Genomic DNA, 20258 nt, shown 5'->3' with positions numbered 1-20258 from the left:
TCGAAGCTTGAGGCAGGCGCTAGGGTGACAAGGGCTGTTCCCGGCATCCTGGCCGGGCGCGGCTCGCCGAGTACCCGCTTGCCGATGATCCGCCCCAACGCCCAGACGCCCCTCGACCCTGCGACCGACGCCGCGCTGCTACTGCGCCGCATCGGCTTTGCGACGCTGGCGCTCGCCCTCCCGCTGGCCTCGCTGGTCTCGCGCCGCGCCGCCGTCGTGCTGGTGCCGATCGGGGTGATCCTCTTGTCGATCGCCGCGCTGATCGAGGCGCCGCGCTGGTTCGCCGGCAATATCCGGGCTTCGATCTTCAGTCGTGCCGGCTTGACGCTGTGGGCGCTGGTCGGCTGGGCCGTGCTCTCGCTGATCTGGAGCCCCTATACCGGCTCGGCCACCGAAAAAGCGGCCAACCTGTTCCTTGCCGTGGCGCTCGGCTTCGCCGGCGCGGCGGCGCTGCCCGAGCGCATGCGCGCCTCGAATCTCAACCTCGCTGCGCTCGGCGCCGGCACCGCTGCGATCTTCGCACTCGGGCTGCTCCTGACGGAAGCGCTCGGCCCCGTCGACTCGCGCGCCGCCGACGCCGCGGGCAGCGTCGAGCGCGGCATCAGCGTCGTCCTGATCATGTCCTGGCCCGCGCTCGCCTGGCTCCTGTCGCGCGAGCGCGGGCTGACGGCACTGGGACTGGCACTGGTCGTCGGGCTGCTTGCGCTCTCGCGCATCGAGGACGGCGAAGCGATGGCGATGCTCTGCGGCGCGATCGCCTTCGGCGCGGTCAGCGCCAACCGCATCGTCGGCGCGCGGTTGATGGGCGGGATCATGGCTGGACTGATGCTGCTCGCGCCGCTGCTACCCTTCCTGCTGCTGCCGTTCTTCCGGCTCTCGCCGGCGGTGTTCAGCACGGTCGGCGCCGGCCTCGACATCTGGGCCGACATCATCTCGAGCCGCCCGGTGCAGCTCATCACCGGCCATGGACTCGACACCGTGCTGCGCGGCCGCACCACCGGGGCGCTGCCGCTGGAGGTGCCGACCACCATCCTGTTCGAGACCTGGTACGAGCTCGGTCTTGTCGGCGCGGCGACGGCGGCGCTTTGCCTCTATTTCGCGGTCAGCGCCGCCGGCCGGATGCCGGGTGCGCTCGCCGCCGGCGGCGTCGCGGCCTATGTCACGGCCTTTGCGCTGGCGGCCCTCGGCTTCGCCTCGTTCCAGACCTGGTGGCTGATGACGCTGACCGCGGTCGCGCTGCTCTTCACCGCCATCGCGCGCGGCCAGTATCGGACCGAGCGGCCGGTGGCGCCGCTGAGCCGTCGTCCCAAGGCGCCGAACCTCCACGCCGGGCAGTGATCTGAGGCGGCTTTTCCCGCCCGCTGCGGAGCGCTATCGTTGGACGTTCGTCCCGATCGGAAGGCGAGGCCGCGATGCTTGCCGCAGATGATCCGCTCATCCTCGATCTCGTCGAATGGGTCGCGCGCGAGAAGCGCAGCCATGCCGACCTCATGGAGAGCTGGCGCACCTCCTGCCCGCGCCTGACGGTCTGGGAGGACGCGGTCGAGCATGGCTATCTCGCACGGCAGGGCAGACTGATCGCCGTGACAGGAAAGGGCTGGGCCCTGCTCAACACGAGCGGCCGACGCGTCGCCTGAGCAGGTCTTACGCCGCTTCCCGGCCCGTATTGACCGCATGGCAGGCGACTCCGTCGATCACCGGCGGGTTCTCGATGCGGCAGCGATCGAAGACCAGCGGGCAGCGCGGATGGAAGGTGCAGCCCGAGGGTGGGTTGATCGGGTTCGGGATCTCGCCCTTCACGCCTTCGCGCGGCTTGCCGACCATGGCGAGGTCGGGCACCGCGTCGAGCAGCATCTTGGTATAGGGGTGGCGCGGCGCGGCGAAGAGCTGCTTGCCGTCCGAGACCTCGACCAGGCGGCCGAGATACATCACGCCGATGCGCGTCGCCATGTGCCGGACGACCGCGAGATTATGGCTGATGAAGAGATAGGTCAGCCCGAACTTCTCCTGCAGGTCGCGCATCAGGTTGAGGATCTGCGCCTGGACGGAGACGTCGAGTGCCGAGGTCGGCTCGTCGCAGACGATGAACTCGGCGTTGGAGGCGAGCGCGCGGGCGATCGCGATACGCTGGCGCTGGCCGCCGGAGAATTCGTGCGGAAACTTCTTGGCGTCGTCCGGATGCAGACCGACCAGCGAGAGCAATTCGCCGACGCGCGCCTCGATCGCGGCATCGCCCTGGATGATGCCGAAGGCCCGGATCGGCTCGGCGATGATCCGCCCGACACGCCAGCGCGGATTGAGCGAGGCGTAAGGATCCTGGAAGATCATCTGGATGCGCTTGCGCAGGCGCTGGCGTTCCTGGGCGACGTTGACGTCGTTCATCGAGACGCCGTCGATCGCGACCGTACCGCCGGATGGTTTCAGGAGACCGACGACCATGCGCGCCACGGTTGACTTGCCCGAGCCGGACTCGCCGACGAGCGCGAAGGTCTCGCCCTTGCGGATGTCGAAGGAGACGCCGTCGACAGCCTTGAGGAATTGCTTGTCCTGGCGCTCCAGCACCCGGTTGAGCCAGGGCCTGGAGACATCGAAGACGCGCTTGAGGTCGCGGACCTGGACGAAGGCTTTGTCGCTCACGCGGCGATCTCCGTCTTGCCGGCCGGCGCCTTGGCCTTGTCGTAGAGATGGCAGGCGACCTGGTGCCCGCCGACATCGATGAGCTCCGGCCGGTCGATCCGGCAGCGGTCGAACACCTTGGCGCAGCGCGGATTGAAGGCGCAGCCCTGGGGGATGCTGGAAAGCCTGGGCATCGAACCCGGGATCTGCACAAGCCTGGAAGCATCGCCCGTGATCGAGGGAATCGCGCCCATCAACCCCTGCGTATAGGGGTGGAGCGGCTGCTTGATCACCTCTCGCACCGGGCCGATCTCGGCGACACGGCCGGCATACATCACCGCGACCCGGTCGGCCGTCTCGGCGATCACGCCCATGTCGTGCGTCACCAGCATCACCGAGGTCCCGCGCTCCTTGCAGAGCCGCTTGATCAGGCCGATGATCTGCGCCTGCACGGAGACGTCGAGCGCCGTGGTGGGCTCGTCGGCGATGATGAATTCGGGCTCGGCGCAGAGCGCGAGCGCGATGACGACGCGCTGGCGCATGCCGCCGGAGAATTCGTGCGGGTAGCCGTCGATGCGCCGTTCGGGCGCGGGGATGCCGACCTCGTCGAGCAAGGCGATGGCGCGCTTGCGGGCATCGGCGGCGTTGAGATCGGTATGGGTCTGGATCGTCTCGATCAATTGCTCGCCGACCCGGTAGAGCGGGTTCAGGCTGGTCAGCGGATCTTGGAAGATCATGCCGATGCGCTTGCCGCGAACGCGGCGCATCTGCTCGGGCGGGAGATGGTCGACACGCTCGCCGGAGAGCACGACCTTGCCATCGGCGATGCGACCGGGCGGATCGATCAGGCCGATGATCGCCGAGCCGGTGACCGACTTGCCGGCGCCGGATTCGCCGACGACGCCAAGCACCTCGCCGCGGGCGATGTCGAAGGAGATCCTGTCGAGCGCGCGCAACGTGCCGCGTCTGGTGACGAACTCGACGGTGAGATCCTGGACGGAGAGGACGGTCTCGCTCATAGCTGCTTTGCTATCACATAGTTTTCGAAATTTTGGCCAAAGCTATACACAAAATTTCTCCAGTTCCACATTTCCCCTTGCGAGAGCTTATGAGACACTCCATCTACAATGTATTCGTACTTAATTTCTCCATGTGCGATCTTGTTTCTTATTTCATTTAACGCTCTGAGTCTCTTCATATCGCCTGAATGATCGGCTGAGTAAAATTTAAAATCAGCAAGAACATCTATAATCCCAAGCCGCAAAAACAATTTATTGATATTATTCTGATTTGGATTACCCCAATTTCCGACTGACCTCCAATATTCTTTTATGTCGGCCTCTGATTTCAGATTCATAAATTTCTTTTTGAAGCACTCTTCAAATATCTCTTCGACATACGCCTGCATTAGTGAAGACATCATCACTATTGCTCCAGCGAATATCTCTGCACCAAAGCGATGAGGAACCGATTTATCCGGGAACTGTGCTTTCTCTTGCGCCTTCAGGGCTGCATGCGACTTCATCAATATATCGATCGCAGTGACATCGATACTCAGCATCAAATCACCTCAACCGCGGGTTCAGGGCGTCGCGCAGCCAGTCGCCGAGCAGGTTCACGGCGAGCACCAGGATCGCCAGCGTCACACCGGGGAAGGTGACGATCCACCAGTCGCCGGAGAACAGGTAGCGGTTGCCGATCGAGATCAGCGTGCCCAGCGAGGGCTGGGTCGGCGGCAGGCCGACGCCGAGGAAGGAGAGCGTCGCCTCGGTGATGACGGCAAGCGCAAGATTGATCGTCAGGATGACCAGCACCGGGCCGATCACATTCGGCAGGACATGGCGCAGCATTATGAGAGGCGCCGGCAGGCCGACGAGGCGGGCGGCCTGGACATAGTCCTTGTTGCGCTCGACCAGGGTCGAGCCGCGGATGGTGCGGGCATACTGCACCCAGAAGCTCAGTCCGATCGAGATCACCAGCACGTAGAGCGCGGTGTCCTCGCGGTTGGCGTGCTTGAAGATGCCGCGGACGACGCCATCGATCAGCAGCGCGATCAGGATCGCCGGGAAGGTCAGCTGCACGTCGGCGATGCGCATGATCAGCGAGTCGACACGGCCGCCGAGATAGCCGGCAAGCAGGCCGAGCGTGATGCCGATCGTCGCCGCCAGGGCGACCCCGAGCAGGCCGACGATCAGCGAGACGCGCAGGCCGTAGAGGATCGCCGAATAGAGGTCGCGGCCCTGGTCGTCGGTGCCGAGGATGAACTTGGGATCGCCGCCCTGCTGCCAGGCCGGCGGGATGTTCGCGTCAGAGAGGAAGACGGTCGCCGGGTCGAACGGGTTGGTCGGCGCGATCCAGGGCGAGAAGAAGGCGCCGATGAACAGCGCCAGCACGATGACGGCTGCGACCATCGTCACCTTGGAGCGCAGGAAGCTCGCGAGGATGTCGCTGTCGAGGATGCGCGCCCAGAGCGAGGGTGGCTGTTTCGTGGGGGAAGCGGGTTGCGCGCTCATGACGGCCTCAATGCGCCCCGATCGTCGCGCGCAGGCGCGGATCGACCAATGCGTAGAGCAGGTCGACGATCAGGTTGATGCTGACGAACAGGAAGGAGATCAACATGAGGTAGGCGGCCATGATCGGGATATCGACCTGCTGCACCGCCTTGAGGAAGAGCAGACCCATGCCCGGCCACTGGAACACCGTCTCGGTGATGATGGCGAAGGCGATGATCGAGCCGAGCTGCAGGCCGGCGATGGTGATGACCGGCACCAGCGTGTTCTTCAGCGCATGGCCGAAATGGATGGCGCGGGTCTTGAGGCCGCGGGCACGGGCGAACTTGATGTAGTCGGTGCGCAGCACCTCGAGCATCTCGGCCCGGACGAGACGCATGATCAGCGTCATCTGGAACAGGCCGAGCGTGATCGAAGGCAGGATCAGCGCTTTCCAGCCCGAGGCGGTCAAAAGCCCGGTCGTCCACCAGTTGCCGAGCTTGACGACCTCGCCGCGCCCGAACGAGGGCAGCCAACCGAGCGTGACCGAGAACAGGTAGATCAGCAGGATGCCGATCAGGAAGGTCGGCAGGCTGATGCCGACCAGCGAGACCGTCTGGAAGATCTTGGCCAGCCAGCTGTCGCGGCGCAGCGCGGTGTAGACGCCCATGGGTATGCCGACGAGAAGCGAGAACAGCGCCGACATGAAGGCGAGCTCCAGCGTCGCTGGGGCGCGCTCGCCGAGCAGCGAGATCACCGGCAGGCGGAACTGATAGGAGACGCCGAACTCGAGCCGCGCGGCGTTGTAGATGTAGCGCGCGAACTGGACGACCACCGGTTCGTCGAGGCCGAGCGTCTGGCGCAGTTGCGCGACCTGCTCCTGCGGCGTGTCGACGCCGACCATCTGGTTCACCGGATCGCCGACGAAGCGGAACATGGCGAAGGCGATGAGCGCGACCGCGAGCATCACGATCAGCGACTGGAACAGCCGGCGCAGGACAAATGCGAGCATGATCGCCCTTACAAGGAATCTGAAGCCGCTCCGCAGGAACGGCCTCTCTGCTGCAGATAGAGAAAGGGCGCGTTGGCTCCTCGCCTACGCGCCCTCAGGCCCTCACTGCTCCTTGGTGGCGTAGTAGAGCAGCACCGAATTGTCGGCGCGCTGGGCGAGCTTCACCTTCTTCGACACACCCCAGGCCAGGGCCTGCTGATGCAGCGGGATGTAGGAGAACTCGTCGACGGTCATCTTGTACGCCTCGCCGATCATGGCGTTGCGCTTGGCGGTATCCGACTCGACGAGAATCTTGTCGGTCAGCTCGTCGACTTTCTTGTTGCAGTAGTTGCCAAGGTTCGACTCGCCGCGGGAGGAACCGGCGACGTCGCGGCAGCCGAGGATGTCATAGAGGACGTTGTGGCTGTCGAAGGTGCCGGGGGTCCAGCCGAGCAGGTAGAACGAGGTCTTGTAACCGCCGGGCTTCAGCACCTTGGCGAAGTACTGCGCCTTGGGCTGGGCGTTGAGGTTCACCTTGACGCCGATGCGGGCGAGCATGCCGACCACGGCCTGGCAGATCTGGCCGTCATTGACGTAGCGGTCGTTCGGGCAGTCCATGCCGAGCTCGAAGCCCTGCGGATAGCCGGCCTCGGCGAGCAGTTTCTTGGCGGCCTCGGTGTCGAACTTGGCCCGGGTGAAGCCGGCATGCGGATAGAGCTCCGGCGCGATCATCAGCGGCGACGGGGTCGAGAGTCCGCGCATGACGCGGCTCTTGATCGTCTCGATGTCGATCGCCTGGTAGAAGGCCTGGCGGACTTTCGGGTCCTTGAACGGGTTCTTGCCCTTGACGCTCGATTCCAGCAGCTCGTCGCGGGTCTGGTCGAAGCCGAGGAAGATGGTGCGCAGCTCGGGGCCGGTCAGAACCTGGGCGTTGCCGGCAGCGTTGACGCGCTGGATGTCCTGGATCGGAACCGGCTCGATCACGTCGACCTCACCGGAGAGCAGCGCGGCGACGCGGGTCGCATCCGAGGAGATCGGGGTGAAGATGATCTCCTTGATGTTGCCTTCGATCTTCTTCCAGTAATTCTCGTTGAGCTTGAAGACGGTCTTCACGCCCGGCTGGTGGCTCTCGATCTTGTAGGGGCCGGTGCCGTTGGCGTTGAGCGAGGCATGGCTCGGGGTGGTCGCCGCCGCCGGGGTCGGAGCGACGGCGTTGTTCGCCTCCGCCCACTTCTTCGACATGATGTACCAGGTGTCCCACTGCGCGTTCAGAATCGGGTTCGGCGCGGTCAGGACCACGTCGACCGTGTGGTCGTCGACCTTGACGAACTTGGCGCTCGTCGGGATGCGGGTGGTGAAGTTCGAGCCCTGGGCGCGGACGCGGTCGGCCGAGAAGATCACGTCGTCGGCGGTGAAATCCGAGCCGTCGTGGAACTTGACGCCCTTGCGCAGGTAGAAGCGCCACTTCAGGCCGTCCGCCGAAATCTCCCACTTTTCGGCGAGGGCCGGCTCGATCTTCAGATCCTTGCCGCGAGCCGTCAGGCCCTCATAGGGATGGCCGAGATGGGCGTTGGTGGTGGTCTCGTTGACGGTATAGGGATCGAGCGACTTCAGCTCGCCCTGGTTGGCGTATCGCAAGGTCTGGGCTTGCGCAGCCCCGCACATCAAGGCCAGGGCGGCAACGGCTGCCAGGCAATTGGTCTTGAACGACATGTGAGACTGCTCCCTCTGGTTGAAAACCACTCCTCCCCAGGAGCGGTGCCGGCCGCGCGCCTATTTTGGCGGCAGGACGACGAAGGCGGCAGATTAATGACGGTTCGAAGCCCGCGTCCAGTGCGTCCAATCGACTTCGTTCCAGATCGAACTTTGTTGCGAATCCAACTAATGCGGCGCACGAAGCTGCGAAGGGCGAGGCAAAAGCCTGCAATGAAGCACCCCGCCCTGTGCGCTCAGCGGGCCAGTTCCGTGATCAGCGCACGGACGAAGGCGGTGCCGGCGTCGAGCTGGGCCACTGTGAGGAACTCATCCGGCTGATGCGCCTGGGCGATATCGCCGGGTCCGCAGACCACCGTCGACCAGCCGGCCGCCTGGAACAGTCCGCCCTCTGTGCCATAGGCAACGACGTGACTGGCGTTGTCGCCGGTGATGCGACGCGACAGCGTCTCCGCCACGCCGTCCTTCTCCGGCGCCAGCGGCGGCGTCTGGGAGGTGATCTCCATGGTGATGCCGGTCTCGGGGGCGATCGCCTTCATCGGCGCCTCGAGCTCGGCGATCTTCGCCCGATAGCGCGCGACATAGTCGGTATCGTCGCCGGGCATGACGCGGACCTCATGGCTGAAGCTGGCGTGCTCGGCGGTGATGTTGACCGCCGTGCCGCCGGCGACGACCCCGACATGCAGCGTCGAATAGGGCGGCTCGAACGCAATGCCGGGCTGCGCTTTCGCCTTGTTCTCCTGCATCACGTCGTCGTGCCAGGCGATCAGCTTGCCGGCGACCATCACGGCGGGGACGCCGATGTCGACGCGGCTCGAATGCACGGCGTGGCCGCGCACCGTCGTCTTCATGCGGGTGCCACCCTTGTGGCCGGTGACGACCTGCATCATCGAGGGCTCGCCGACGATCACCGCCGAAGGCTTCAATCCCGCCGCCGCCATGGCGTCGATCATGATCGCGGCGCCGATGCAGCCGACCTCCTCGTCATAGGAGAGAGCGATGTGGAAAGGCCGCTTCAACCCCGCTTCCAGCATCTCCGGCACCAGCGCCAGTGCGATCGCATCGAACCCCTTCATGTCGCAGGCGCCACGACCGTAGAGCTTGCCGTTGCGTTCGGTCAGCGTCCACGGATCGGAGCTCCAGTCCTGGCCCTCGACCGGAACGACATCGGTATGGCCGGAGAGGACGATGCCGCCTTCGACCTTGGGGCCCACGGTCGCGTAGAGATTGGCCTTCTGTCCGTCCGGGCTCGGCACGATCGTGCTCTCGACGCCGTGCGCAGCGAGATAGTCGCGGCAGAAATGGATCAGCTCGAGATTGCTTCGCCAGGACTCGGTGTTGAACGACACCAGCTTGGCCAGCATCTCCTTGGGTGAATATCGCACGGGTAAAATCTCCAGAAATCGGCGAATAGGCATGAACCGTGCCGGCAGGCTACGCTGGCATTGCCTGTCGTCAATCGCTTCTCGGCGCTTGACCGGGCTGCGCCCGGCGCGCTGATGTGCCGGCCAAGCAAAGCTTCCCGTGAGTCCGCCATGCCCTTCGACGTCTCCCTCGCCGACATCCAGGCCGCCGCCACCCGCATCGCCGGCAAGGTCCGGCGCACGCCGACCTTCATGAGCGCCGGCCTCTCGGCCCGGCTCGGCGTCGAAACCGTGGTCAAGGTCGAGAGCCTGCAGCTCGCCGGCTCGTTCAAGGTCCGCGGCTGCTACAACAAGCTGCTCGGGCTCTCCGACGCCGAGCGAGCGCGGGGCGTCGTCACCGTCTCCGGCGGCAACCACGCCATCGCCGTCTCGCTGGTCGCCAGCATGCTCGGCATCAAGGCGCTGGTGCTGATGCCGAAGAACGTCGCCCCGCTCAACATTCGCCTGACGCAGGAGGCCGGCGGCGAGGTCGAGCTCTGCGAGGATGCCCTCGCTGCCTTCTCAAGGGCGGAGGAGTACGAGGGCAAGGGCATGACCCATGTCCATTCCTATGACGATCCGGCGATCATCGCCGGCCATGGCACGGTCGGTCTCGAACTCGCCGCCGATGCCGGCGGGCGGATCGACCATGTCTTCATCTCGATCGGCGGCGGCGGCTTCTCGGCCGGCGTGGGCGCGGCGCTGAAGGGGCTCGATCCTGCCGTTCGCATCCACGGCGTCGAGACCGAAGGCGCCACCACGATGACCCAGGCGCTGGAGGCCGGAAAGCCAGTGCCGATCCGCCCGACCTCGATCGCCCGGACCCTCGGCGCGCCCTTCGCGACCGAGCGGACAATGGCGGCAGCGCGCCAGTTCCTCGAGGAGATCGTGGTCGTGCGCGACGCCGAGGCGGTGCGCGAGCTGGTTTGGGTCCTGCAGAACGGGCGCGTCCTGCTCGAACCCGCCGCTTCCTGCACGGTCGCGGCAGCGATCGCACGCAAGGACCAATTCAAGCCAGGGGATCGCGTCGCGCTGGTGCTGTGCGGCTCGAACGTCTCACTCGACGACATCGAGCGCTGGCGGCAGGACTTCGGGGTATAAAAACTTCGGGGGTATGAGCCAGACGGCGGAGCACGCCGGTCATCGGCGCACTCTCGTGCGATGCGCAGCTCTAAGGAACGACGCTGCCGCGAGCCCGCCCGCCGGCGACGCGGCAAGAGCAGCCCGCGCCGAGCTCGGCCGGATTGATCAGCTGGCAGGTCCGGACCGGCGTCCGGCAGTAGTCGCCAACGCCCGACGAGACCGGAGCGGCATAGTAGGGCCGGCGGTAATAGTAGTAGGCCGGCTCGTCGTAATACGGCGTGCCATAGTAATAGGGATAGGCTGCGGCACTGCCGAGAATGGCCCCTGCCGCCAAAGCTCCAGCGCCCAATCCCCAGCCACCGCCATAATAGCCGCGCCGCCCGTAATAGCCGCCGCCATACCAGCGGTTGGGGCGATAGCCCCAGTTGCCGCCACCAGCGCGATAGGAACCGCCGCGATAGCCGTAGCCTGCGCCTCCAAGGCTGGGACGATAGCCTCCGCCTAAGCCGCCACGGGAGAGAGCTCGGCCTCCGCCGCTGGGACCGCCGATCGCACGGGCGCCGCCAGGACCAATGCCGCCGCTCAAGGCCTGCGCGGAGACGTCGTTGGCGGAGAAGGCGAGCAGGGGAACGAGTGAAGCGGCAAGAACGATCAGGCGGCGCATGGCAGCCTCCCTCGGCAGCAGGACGGTCAACCATCAACGCGCGCGCACTGCGGCTGTTCCGTGGCGCCGGCTCGTGCCAGCCGAGCCGCGACCCGCCTCAGAAATAACGCGCCAGGTTCCGCCTGATCCGCTCCAGCGGCGCCACATCGGCCGCCGGCGGCACGAAGGCCCTGCCGGTGATCGTCTCGAAGGCCCGGATATAGACCTGCGAGGTCTGCTCGATCAGCTCGTCCGGGATTGCGGGGATCGGCTCGTGATAGGGGTCGCAGCGGGCCGCGACCCAGTTGCGCACGAAGTCCTTGTCGAAGCTCTCGGGCTTCTCCCCCTTCGCGAGACGTTCGGGATAGCTGCCGGCGAACCAGTAGCGGCTCGAATCGGGCGTGTGGATCTCGTCGGCCAGAATGATCCTGCCTTCGGCATCGGTGCCGAACTCGTATTTGGTGTCGGCCAGGATGAGGCCACGCTCGGCGGCGATCTTCTGGCCGCGGGCGAAGAGCTTCAGCGCATAGTCCGACAGCTTCTCCCACTGCGCCGCAGTCAGCAGGCCCTGTTCGAGAATCTCAGCCGGCGAGAGCGGCTCGTCATGGCCGCCGTCGAAGGCCTTGCTGGTCGGGGTGATGATCGCCTGCGGCAGCGCCTCGTTGTCGCGCAGCCCATCGGGGAAGCGGGTGCCATACATCTCCCGCTGGCCCTGCTTGTACATGGTCAGGATCGAGGTGCCGGTGGTGCCGGCGAGATAGCCGCGCACGACGATCTCCACGGGGAGAATATCGAGCCGCTGGCCGACGACGACATTCGGGTCAGGATAGTCGAGGACATGGTTGGGGCAGATGTCGGCGGTCTGCTCGAAGCAGAAGCGCGCCGTCTGCGTCAGCACCTGGCCCTTGTACGGGATGCAGGCGATGGCGCGGTCGAAGGCGCTGAGCCGGTCGGTCGCGATGATGATCCGGCGGCCGTCCGGCAGGTCGTAGTTCTCGCGGACCTTGCCGCGATAATGGTTCGGCAGCTCCGGGATGGTGACATCGCGAATGGTGTTCGCCTCGGACATGGGGATGCTCGTCAGCTCGGGATCGCCCGGAGCGACACTCTCCGGCTGCGTGGCTCTTAACGGTTTCGTGGCGATGTGGACAGCGCGCACCACGCATTCGCCAGCCTCCCACCCCTCATGCCGCATTCGGCTTGGACAGGACGCATGGCTCCGGGCTAGCGTGCGCGCCTGGCAACCCGTTTTCTGCCAACCTGCTTTCCGCAGGGCAGCGACCTGTCGAGGACACCATGCCCAAATCCGATCTCATCGCCGCGATCGAACCCGAGATCAGCGCGATCCGCCGCGACTTCCACCGCCACCCCGAGCTGCTTTTCGACGTGCAGCGCACCGCCGGCATCGTCGCCGACAAGCTCCGGGAATGGGGCGTCGACGAGGTCGTCACCGGGATCGGACGCACCGGCGTCGTCGGCGTGATCAAGGGCAAGGGCCAGGATTCCGGCAAGGTCATCGGCCTGCGCGCCGACATGGACGCTCTGCCGATCCATGAGGAGACCAATCTCGAGCATCGCTCGACCGTGCCCGGCAAGATGCACGCTTGCGGCCATGACGGGCACACCGCCATGCTGCTGGGCGCCGCCAAATATCTGGCGCAGACCCGCGATTTCGACGGCACCGCGATCGTGATCTTTCAGCCGGCCGAGGAAGGCGGTGGCGGCGGCCGCGAGATGTGCAAGGACGGCATGATGGAGCGCTTCGGCGTGCAGGAGGTCTACGGCCTGCACAATATGCCTGGCCTGCCGATCGGCCAGTTCGCCATCCGCAAGGGGCCGATGATGGCGGCGGCCGACCGCTTCCTGATCAAGCTGGAAGGCCGCGGCGGCCACGCCGCCAAGCCGAACGAGACGATCGACCCGCTGGTCTCCGCCTGCCAGATCGTCACCTCGCTGCAGACGATCGCCTCGCGCAATGCCGACCCGCTCGATTCCGTCGTCGTCTCGGTCACCGCGCTGCAGGCCGGCGAGGCCTTCAACGTCATCCCGCAGCATGCCGTGATCAAGGGTACGGTGCGTTCGCTCTCGCCGGAGATGCGCGACCTCGCCGAGAAGCGCTTCCGCGAGATCGTCACCGGCACCTGCCAAGCGTTCGGCTTGACCTTCGAGATCGAGTACGAGCGCGGCTACCCGGTCACCTTCAACCATGCCGGCCAGACCGACTTCGTCACCAGCGCGACGAAGAGCACCTTCGGCAAGGAGGCGATCGACACCACGGTGCCGCCGACCATGGGCTCGGAGGACTTCTCCTTCATGCTCGAGGAGCGTCCCGGCGCCTACATCTTCATGGGCAATGGCGAGTCCGCCGGGCTGCACCACCCCGCCTATGAGTTCAACGACAAGGCCATCCCCGTGGGCATGACCTACTGGGCGAGCCTGGTCGAGATGGCGATGCCGCAGCGCGCGGCATGAGCGACATCGATTGCCTGGTGATCGGGGCCGGCGTCGTCGGCCTCGCAACGGCGCGCGCGCTTGCGCTCGCCGGCCGCGAGGTCGTGATCGCCGAGGCCGCGGACGGGATCGGCACCCAGACCTCGGCCCGCAACAGCGAGGTCATCCATGCCGGCATCTATTATCCGCCTGGCTCGCTGAAGGCGCGGGTCTGCGTCGAGGGGCGCAAGCTGCTCTACGCCTATCTCAGGGAGCGCGGCCTGCCGCACAAAGCCTGCGGCAAGCTGATCGTCGGCACCCATGCCGGCCAGCGTCCGGCGCTGGAGACGATCGCGACGCGCGCCGAGGCTTCCGGCGTCACCTCGCTGCGCTGGCTCGATGGTGCTGAGGCCAAGGCGCTGGAGCCGGAGGTGACGTGCGAGGTCGCCCTGCTCTCACCCGAGACCGGCGTTGTCGACAGCCATGCATTGATGCTGTCGCTGCTCGGCGAGTGCGAGGCGGCTGGCGGCTCGCTCGCGCTCAACACGCCGATCCTGGCGTGGCGCCGCGAGACCGACGGCTTCAGCGTCGATTTCGGCGGCGAGGACCCGGCGACCTACAGCGTGAGCACCGTGGTCAATTCGGCCGGCCATGGCGCTCCGCGCCTGCTCGGCAAGCTCGACGGCTTCCCGGTCGAGCATGTGCCGAAGCAGTCCTTCGCCAAGGGCAACTACTTCTCGCTGCTCGGCAAGCAGCCGTTCTCGCATTTGGTCTATCCGGTGCCGGAAGCGGCGGGCCTTGGCATCCACGCAACCATCGACATGGCCGGCCGCGTCAAGTTCGGCCCCGACGTCGAATGGGTCGAGGACGATCAGGACCTGGTCGTCGATCCGGCCCGCGCCGAAAAATTCTACGCGGCTATCCGAACCTATTGGCCCGCCTTGCCGGACAATGCGCTCGTCGCCGACTATGCCGGCATCCGGCCGAAGTTGCACGGGCCGGGCGAGCCGATGCCGGATTTCCGCATCGACGGGCCGGCGGTGCATGGCGTGCCGGAACTCGTCAATCTGCTCGGCATCGAGAGCCCTGGGCTGACGAGCTCGCTCGCGATCGCCGATCTGGTGGTGGAGCGGCTGGTGAGCTGACGCTCAACCGTGGTGAGGAAACGCGGGATCCCCTCTCCTGGAAGGAGAGGGGTGGGGGTGAGGTGTTCGGGAGAGACATCGTTAGCCTGAACCCGACCGCACGGTAAGCGCTCGCGGCGCTGGTCGAACGGCCTACACCTCACCCTGCCCCTCTCCTTCCAGGAGAGGGTTCCCCGCGCCCTACTTCACACCGCCTCCGCGCCCAGTACCGCACACCAATGCATCAGCCGCGCCTTCATGACGCGGTCGCGGCCGGCCTCCAGCGCCTTCTCGTCCAGCCGCTCGGCCTCCTCGAAGGCGAAGGCATTCTCGCCATGCGTGTTCCAGGCCGCCTGCAGCGTTCGTCCGCGATGGCTGCCATGGCGCAGCGTGAACCAGATGCGGTTCTGGATCGTCGAGAGATCCGGCGCCTGACCGGCCCAGCGCTCGCCGGTCGCAAGGCAGCGCAGCAGATAGATGCCGGCCACGACCTTGCGCTCCTTGTAGGCCGCGACGGCGACCTTCCTGTCTTCGTGACGCATAGCGCCCTCCTCATGTGAGGCGCCGCAAATATCACCCGGGCAATATTGACTCAAGCATTTTTATCCGGGTATTTAATGACACCACTCGGGAACCGATCATGTCCGATGCCGACCGCCTTTCGACCGCCTTCGACGGCAACAGCATCCTGGCTCGCGGCCGCTTGGCCGAGGTCGCCCTAGCGGTGCAACAACACTTGATCGAGCGACCGGACGCAGCCCTACTGACCTTCGACGATGCGACCGGACGAGTAGTCGATCTCGACCTGCGCGGCACGCCAGCCGAGATCGTGGCGCGGCTGGGGGACGAGCCGCGCGGGCGCGGACGGCCGAAGCTCGGCGTGGTCGCGCGCGAGGTGACCTTGCTGCCGCGGCATTGGGAGTGGCTGTCGGCACAGCCGGGCGGTGCCTCGCAGGCGCTAAGGCGCCTGATCGACGAAGCCAGGCGTGGCGATCGCGGCGAGACGCAAGGACGCATCGCCCGCGAGGCGGCCTATCGCTTCATGAGCGCGCTCGCCGGCAACCTGTCCGGCTTCGAGGAGGCGACGCGCGCGCTCTTCGCCAATGACGAGATCGGCTTCTTCCGGCAGGCCGCAGGCTGGCCGGCCGACATCCGCACCTACACACAGGAACTGGCTTGGAGCGCAGTGCGAACGGAGGATTAGCCGCGCAGTTCGGCGACCTTCTCGCGCGCTTCCTTGGACAGCTTCGTCACCTGCGCCCAATCGCGGTTCTTCACCGCCTCGGCCGGAACGAGCCACGAGCCGCCAACGCAGATCACCTGCGGCAACGCTAGGTAGCTGCCGAGATTGGCGAGCGAGACGCCGCCGGTCGGACAGAACTGCATCTGCGGGAACGGCCCCGACAGCGCCTTCAGGCCGGCAACGCCGCCGGCCTGCTCGGCCGGGAAGAACTTGCATGTGACGCGTCCCGCTCCCACTGCGCGCATGCAGTCGGACGCGGTGGCGACGCCCGGCAGCCAGGGCAGGCCGGTCTTGCGCATGGCCTCGTCGACGCTTTCTGTGAAGCCGGGGCTGACCACGGCGAGCGCACCGGCATTGTGGACCTCGGCCGCCTGGGCCGGCGTCACCACCGTGCCGGCAACCGGCAGGATACCGGGAACCTTCTTCGCGACGACCTCGAGCGCCGCCATCGCGGCCGGGCGGCGGAGCGTGATCTCGATCACGTCGATGCCGCCGGCGAGCAGGGCTTCCGCCAGCGGCACGGCGATCTCGGCCTCGTCGATGACGACGACGGGGACGACGCCGCAGGCCTTGAGGCGGGCGATTTCGGGAGCGATCGACATCGGCAAAGTTCCTTTCGCGCCTCGCTTACGCCTTGGCCCAGTAGACGTCGAGCCCCTGCGGGCGCGAGAGCAGCAGGCCGACCGGGAAGGCTGCCGGTAATTCGACCGCTGAAGCCAAAACGTCCTCCTTCTCCCGACCGGAGATCAGCAAGGCGACATGGCCGGCGCCCTGCAGCCGGGCGGGCGAGAGCGACAGCCGCGGCGGCAAGTCGGGCGGGGTCGCGGCGAGCGCATGCACCGAAGCCGGCGCGGTCAGCGCCGCCGTCTGCCCAGGGAAGAGCGAGGCGATATGTCCGTCCGCCCCCATGCCGCTAACGACGATGTCGAGCGGCGGCAGGGTCTTCAGCACGCGGTCGAGGCTGGCTGCGGCCGCGGCGAGGTCATCGCCGGCGTTATGGAACGAGACGAACGGGGTCCGGCCTTCGCGCAAGGGAGCGAAGGTCGCCCGGATCATGCGCTCGTTCGAGGCCTGATCGTCGGGGGCGACGAAGCGCTCATCGGTCGGCATCAGCGTGATGCTTTCCCAAGGCAGATCGTGCGCGCCGAGCGATCCAAGAAAGCGCGCTGGCGTGGTGCCGCCAGGGACCGCAAGCAACGCCCTGCCCTGCGCCGCGACGAGCGCACGCAGCCGGATCGCGACCGCTTCGGCCAGCGCCTCGGAAGCGTCGGCCAGCGTCTCGAAGCGATGGCGGATCAGAGGGCCGGCCGCGCTCACTCGCCGAACTCCGGATCGGCCCAGGAGCGGCCCTCGCGCTCGATCAGCCCGATCGCCTGCGACGGCCCCCAGGAGCCGGCGGCATAGCGATGCGGCTGGGGATAGTATTCCTGCCAGCCGGCTAGGATCGGGTCGATCCAGGTCCAGGCCTGCTCGACCTCGTCGCGGCGCATGAACAGGGTCTGGTCGCCGCGGATCACATCGGTCAGCAGGCGCTCATAGGCGTCCGGCGTGCGCACGTCGAAGGCGGTCTCGTAGCGCAGATCGAGCTGGCGCGGCACGACCTTGAGCTTGCCCGAGCCCGGCACCTTCATCATCAATTGGAGCTGGACGCCGTCATTGGGTTGGAGCCGGATGATCAGGCGGTTGGCGTAGAGCTCCTCGCAGCCCGGGGCGCGGCCGAAGATCGAATGCGGCACCGGCTTGAAGGTAACGGTGATCTCGGAATAGCGCTGCGCCATGCGCTTGCCGGTGCGCAGATAGATCGGGACGCCCGCCCAGCGCCAGGTATCGAGCTCGCAGCGGATCGCGGTGAAGGTCTCGGTGCCGCTGACATGGCCGAGCTCCTCGGCATACCCCTTGACCCGCTGGCCATCGATGACGCCCGGCCCATATTGGCCGCGGACCGTGTGGCGCTGCACATCGGGACCGACGATCGGGCGGAGCGCCTTCAGCACCCGGACCTTCTCGTCGCGGACGGCGTCGGCCTCGAGCTGGTTCGGCGGCTCGATCGCGAACAGGCAGAGCAGTTGCAGGACGTGGTTCTGCACCATGTCGCGCAGATGGCCGGCCTTGTCGTAATAGCCGGCACGCGATTCCAGCCCGACGGTCTCGGCCACAGTGATCTGGACATTGTCGATGTCGCGGCTCGACCAGGAGCGCTCGAACAGCGTGTTGGCGAAGCGCAGGACCAACAGGTTCTGCACCGTCTCCTTGCCGAGATAATGATCGATCCGGTAGGTCCGGCTCTCAGGCAGGATGCGGGCGACGGCGTCATTGATCTCGCGGGCCGAGGCGAGATCGCGGCCGAGCGGCTTCTCCAGGATGACGCGCGAAGTCGGCGTCAGGATGCCGGAGCTCGCGAGATTCTCGCAGATCGGGATGAACAGGTCCGGCGGCGTCGAGAGGTAGAAGGAGCGCACCCGCTGGGAATCGCCTAGCGCTTCTTTGAGTGCGCCATAGGTCTCTGGCTTGACCGCATCGAGCAGCACCATGGTGAGGCGGCGGCGGAAGGCGGCGATGCGATCTTGCGACAGGCCGGCGGCAGCGAGCTTCGCAGCGATCTCGTTGGGGATGCCCTCGACATCCTCCTGCTTGCGGACGATGCCGAGGATACGGCTCTCCTCCGGCAGCACGCCCTCCTCATTGCGCTGGGCCAGCGCCGGGAAGAGCTTGCGCAAGGCGAGGTCGCCACCGGCACCGAAGATCACCAGATCGAAGGGCGGGACCGGCGTGCGCTCCGGCGCAGCCTCCGGCTTCAGCAGGCGTTCGGCGATGGCGTCCATGGCGGCATACTCCTGATCGGTCCAGTCGAACCGAATCCTGCGACGACAATGCGACCAAGCAGGCAGCTTGCCAAACGGTTTGGGCTCAGGGATGGCGCGCGGTGCGCCCCTACCCCGCCCGCCTGAAGCCCTCGCTCGCCGTCAGCAATTGCTGGGCATAGGCCGTCTGCGGGGCGCGGGCGGCAAGCGTCGCCGCCGTCATCTCCTCGACACCGCGGCCGAACTGCATGACGAGGAGCCGCTCGCACATATGGCCGACCACGGCGAGGTCGTGGCTTACCAGGATATAGGTCAGCTTGCGCTCGTGGCGCAGCGCCTGCAGCAGGTTCAGAACCTCGGCCTGGATCGAGACATCGAGCGCCGAGGTCGGCTCGTCCAACAGCAGGATCGTCGGCTCGAGCACGAGGGCGCGGGCGATGGCGACGCGCTGGCGCTGGCCGCCGGAGAGCTGATGCGGATAGCGGAAGCGGAAAGAGGTCGGCAGCCCGACATCCTGCATGGCGCGGCTTATCTTCGCCTCGGCGTCGCGGATGCCGTGGATGGCGAGCGGCTCGGCCAAGGTGTCGTCGACGGTCTTCTTCGGATGCAGCGAACCGTACGGGTCCTGGAACACCATCTGGGCGGCGCGATAGAAGGCCTTGTCGCGGAGCTTGGGCTGGCGCTTGCCGAGGATGTCGACCTCGCCGCTCCAGTCGCGGTTGAGGCCGGCGAGGACGCGCAGCACGGTCGACTTCCCCGAGCCGGATTCACCGACGATGCCGTAGCTCTCGCCCGGCTCGACCGCGAAGGAGAGGTCCTTCACGACATGCGAGTCGCCGAAGGAGACGTTGAGCTTGTCGACGTTGATCGCGGAGTTCGTGCTCATGCCAGCCATGCCGGGTCGCGGTTGAGGGTCGCGAGCTTCGCGCGCGGATGGTCGAGATCGGGCAGGCAGCCGAGCAGGCCGCGCGTATAGGGATGCTGTGCCTTGTCGAGCTCGCCGGCCGGCAGCGTCTCCAGCGCCTTGCCGCCATACATGACGATGACGCGGTCGCAGAACGACTTCACCAGATGCAGGTCGTGGCTGATGAAGATCAGCCCCATGCCGCGGCTGGTGACGAGATCGTCAAGGATCTTCAGCACCTGCAACTGCACGGTGACGTCGAGCGCCGAGGTCGGCTCGTCGGCGATCAGGATCTCCGGCTCGGCGATCAGCATCATCGCGATCATCACGCGCTGGCCCATGCCGCCCGAGACCTCGTGCGGATAGAGATCATAGACACGGCCGGGCTCGCGGATCTGCACCGCTTCGAGCATGGTGAGGCTGCGCTCCCTAGCCTCGCGCGCGCTCGCCTTGTGATGCACACGATAGGCCTCGGCGATCTGGTTGCCCACGGTCTGGACCGGGTTCAGCGAGAATTTAGGGTCCTGCATCACCATGGAGATGTGACGGCCGCGCAATTTGCGGCGGCTCGCCTTGTCCATGGTCGTGAGGTCCTTGCCGCGGAACTCCATGCGCTTGGCCGTGACCACGCCGGGATGCGGGATCAGGTCGAGGATGGCGCGGCCGGTCATCGACTTGCCGGAGCCGGATTCGCCGACGATGCCGAGCCTTTCGCGGCCGAGGGTGAAGGAGAGCCCGCGCACCGCGTTGACGATGCCGGTCGGGGTGTGGAAGTCGACGCGCAGGTCGTCGAGCGTCAGCAGAGCTTGATCAGACAT

21 protein-coding genes are annotated in these 20258 nt (G+C 66.4%); 6 read left to right on the top strand and 15 right to left on the bottom strand.

The window, feature by feature from the left end:
• The first annotated feature begins 24 nt into the window (after positions 1-24).
• Together CXY91_RS11555 and CXY91_RS11550 are read left to right on the top strand one after the other, a co-directional pair.
• Complete coding sequence (locus CXY91_RS11555) at positions 25-1338, top strand: peptide ABC transporter permease (protein WP_158673380.1); 1314 nt, start codon at positions 25-27, stop codon at positions 1336-1338.
• 74 nt (positions 1339-1412) lie between these two features.
• Positions 1413-1637, top strand: coding sequence for a hypothetical protein (locus CXY91_RS11550; RefSeq protein ID WP_100961410.1), 225 nt, complete (start codon positions 1413-1415; stop codon positions 1635-1637).
• Positions 1638-1644: 7 nt separating this feature from the next.
• On the opposite strand, the gene CXY91_RS11545 is transcribed toward CXY91_RS11550, so the two are convergent.
• The 7 genes from CXY91_RS11545 to argE all read right to left on the bottom strand — a co-directional run bounded on the left by CXY91_RS11545 (position 1645) and on the right by argE (position 9194).
• Positions 1645-2637, bottom strand: a complete 993-nt coding sequence (locus CXY91_RS11545; protein ID WP_100961408.1) for an ABC transporter ATP-binding protein — start codon at positions 2635-2637, stop codon at positions 1645-1647.
• Positions 2634-3635 (bottom strand): ABC transporter ATP-binding protein, encoded by a 1002-nt coding sequence (locus tag CXY91_RS11540; protein ID WP_091832029.1) that lies wholly within the window; start codon positions 3633-3635, stop codon positions 2634-2636. Before CXY91_RS11540 ends, CXY91_RS11545 begins: the two co-directional genes overlap by 4 nt.
• A complete protein-coding gene (locus tag CXY91_RS30165) occupies positions 3632-4177 on the bottom strand; it encodes a HEPN domain-containing protein (protein WP_158673379.1) in 546 nt (181 codons plus the stop codon). Before CXY91_RS30165 ends, CXY91_RS11540 begins: the two co-directional genes overlap by 4 nt.
• 4 nt (positions 4178-4181) lie before the next feature.
• Entirely contained in the window at positions 4182-5129 is a 948-nt protein-coding gene (locus tag CXY91_RS11535) for an ABC transporter permease (protein ID WP_091832032.1), read from the bottom strand.
• A gap of 7 nt (positions 5130-5136) precedes the next feature.
• Positions 5137-6117, bottom strand: coding sequence for an ABC transporter permease (locus CXY91_RS11530; protein WP_091832035.1), 981 nt, complete (start codon positions 6115-6117; stop codon positions 5137-5139).
• Positions 6118-6219: 102 nt separating this feature from the next.
• Positions 6220-7809, bottom strand: coding sequence for an ABC transporter substrate-binding protein (locus tag CXY91_RS11525; protein WP_091832038.1), 1590 nt, complete (start codon positions 7807-7809; stop codon positions 6220-6222).
• A gap of 236 nt (positions 7810-8045) precedes the next feature.
• Positions 8046-9194: an acetylornithine deacetylase gene (gene argE / locus CXY91_RS11520; protein ID WP_248307446.1), complete on the bottom strand. Its 1149-nt coding sequence runs from the start codon at positions 9192-9194 to the stop codon at positions 8046-8048.
• 150 nt (positions 9195-9344) lie between these two features.
• Between argE and CXY91_RS11515 the strand changes: the two genes are divergently transcribed.
• Positions 9345-10313: a threonine ammonia-lyase gene (locus CXY91_RS11515; protein WP_158673378.1), complete on the top strand. Its 969-nt coding sequence runs from the start codon at positions 9345-9347 to the stop codon at positions 10311-10313.
• 70 nt (positions 10314-10383) lie between these two features.
• Here the strand turns inward: CXY91_RS11515 and CXY91_RS11510 are convergent, their stop codons facing one another.
• Both CXY91_RS11510 and CXY91_RS11505 read right to left on the bottom strand, forming a co-directional pair.
• Entirely contained in the window at positions 10384-10959 is a 576-nt protein-coding gene (locus CXY91_RS11510; RefSeq protein ID WP_100961402.1) for a BA14K family protein, read from the bottom strand.
• Between the two features lie 97 nt (positions 10960-11056).
• Positions 11057-12007 carry a phosphoribosylaminoimidazolesuccinocarboxamide synthase gene (locus tag CXY91_RS11505; RefSeq protein ID WP_100961400.1) on the bottom strand — a complete coding sequence of 317 codons (951 nt, stop codon included), beginning with the start codon at positions 12005-12007 and terminating at the stop codon, positions 11057-11059.
• Positions 12008-12234: 227 nt separating this feature from the next.
• Here CXY91_RS11505 and CXY91_RS11500 point away from each other — a divergent pair, with 227 nt between their 5' ends.
• The gene (locus CXY91_RS11500; protein ID WP_100961398.1) at positions 12235-13410 is read left to right on the top strand and encodes a M20 aminoacylase family protein; all 1176 of its coding nucleotides are present in this window, start codon (positions 12235-12237) and stop codon (positions 13408-13410) included.
• Positions 13407-14513 (top strand): NAD(P)/FAD-dependent oxidoreductase, encoded by a 1107-nt coding sequence (locus CXY91_RS11495; protein ID WP_100961396.1) that lies wholly within the window; start codon positions 13407-13409, stop codon positions 14511-14513. The genes CXY91_RS11500 and CXY91_RS11495 overlap by 4 nt, the downstream gene beginning before the upstream one ends.
• A 185-nt stretch (positions 14514-14698) precedes the next feature.
• Here CXY91_RS11495 and CXY91_RS11490 read toward each other — a convergent pair whose 3' ends face one another.
• Positions 14699-15034, bottom strand: coding sequence for a GIY-YIG nuclease family protein (locus tag CXY91_RS11490; protein WP_100961394.1), 336 nt, complete (start codon positions 15032-15034; stop codon positions 14699-14701).
• Between the two features lie 98 nt (positions 15035-15132).
• Here CXY91_RS11490 and CXY91_RS11485 point away from each other — a divergent pair, with 98 nt between their 5' ends.
• Complete coding sequence (locus CXY91_RS11485; RefSeq protein ID WP_100961392.1) at positions 15133-15696, top strand: DUF2239 family protein; 564 nt, start codon at positions 15133-15135, stop codon at positions 15694-15696.
• Here CXY91_RS11485 and eda read toward each other — a convergent pair.
• From eda to CXY91_RS11460, 5 genes are all read right to left on the bottom strand, one after another.
• A complete protein-coding gene (gene eda, locus CXY91_RS11480) occupies positions 15693-16337 on the bottom strand; it encodes a bifunctional 4-hydroxy-2-oxoglutarate aldolase/2-dehydro-3-deoxy-phosphogluconate aldolase (protein ID WP_091832065.1) in 645 nt (214 codons plus the stop codon). The genes CXY91_RS11485 and eda overlap by 4 nt on opposite strands.
• Positions 16338-16362: 25 nt before the next feature.
• Positions 16363-17052, bottom strand: coding sequence for a 6-phosphogluconolactonase (pgl, locus tag CXY91_RS11475; protein WP_158673377.1), 690 nt, complete (start codon positions 17050-17052; stop codon positions 16363-16365).
• Positions 17049-18557 (bottom strand): glucose-6-phosphate dehydrogenase, encoded by a 1509-nt coding sequence (gene zwf / locus CXY91_RS11470; protein WP_100961388.1) that lies wholly within the window; start codon positions 18555-18557, stop codon positions 17049-17051. Before zwf ends, pgl begins: the two co-directional genes overlap by 4 nt.
• A gap of 109 nt (positions 18558-18666) precedes the next feature.
• Positions 18667-19422, bottom strand: coding sequence for an ABC transporter ATP-binding protein (locus CXY91_RS11465; protein ID WP_248307445.1), 756 nt, complete (start codon positions 19420-19422; stop codon positions 18667-18669).
• Positions 19419-20258 carry an ABC transporter ATP-binding protein gene (locus CXY91_RS11460; RefSeq protein ID WP_100961384.1) on the bottom strand — a complete coding sequence of 280 codons (840 nt, stop codon included), beginning with the start codon at positions 20256-20258 and terminating at the stop codon, positions 19419-19421. Before CXY91_RS11460 ends, CXY91_RS11465 begins: the two co-directional genes overlap by 4 nt.

Source organism: Allobosea sp. FBZP-16, assembly GCF_002831785.1.
Lineage (GTDB): Bacteria > Pseudomonadota > Alphaproteobacteria > Rhizobiales > Beijerinckiaceae > Allobosea > Allobosea lupini.
The sequence above is the reverse complement of the archived record's forward strand: the minus strand, read 5'-3'. Positions and strand labels throughout refer to the sequence as shown.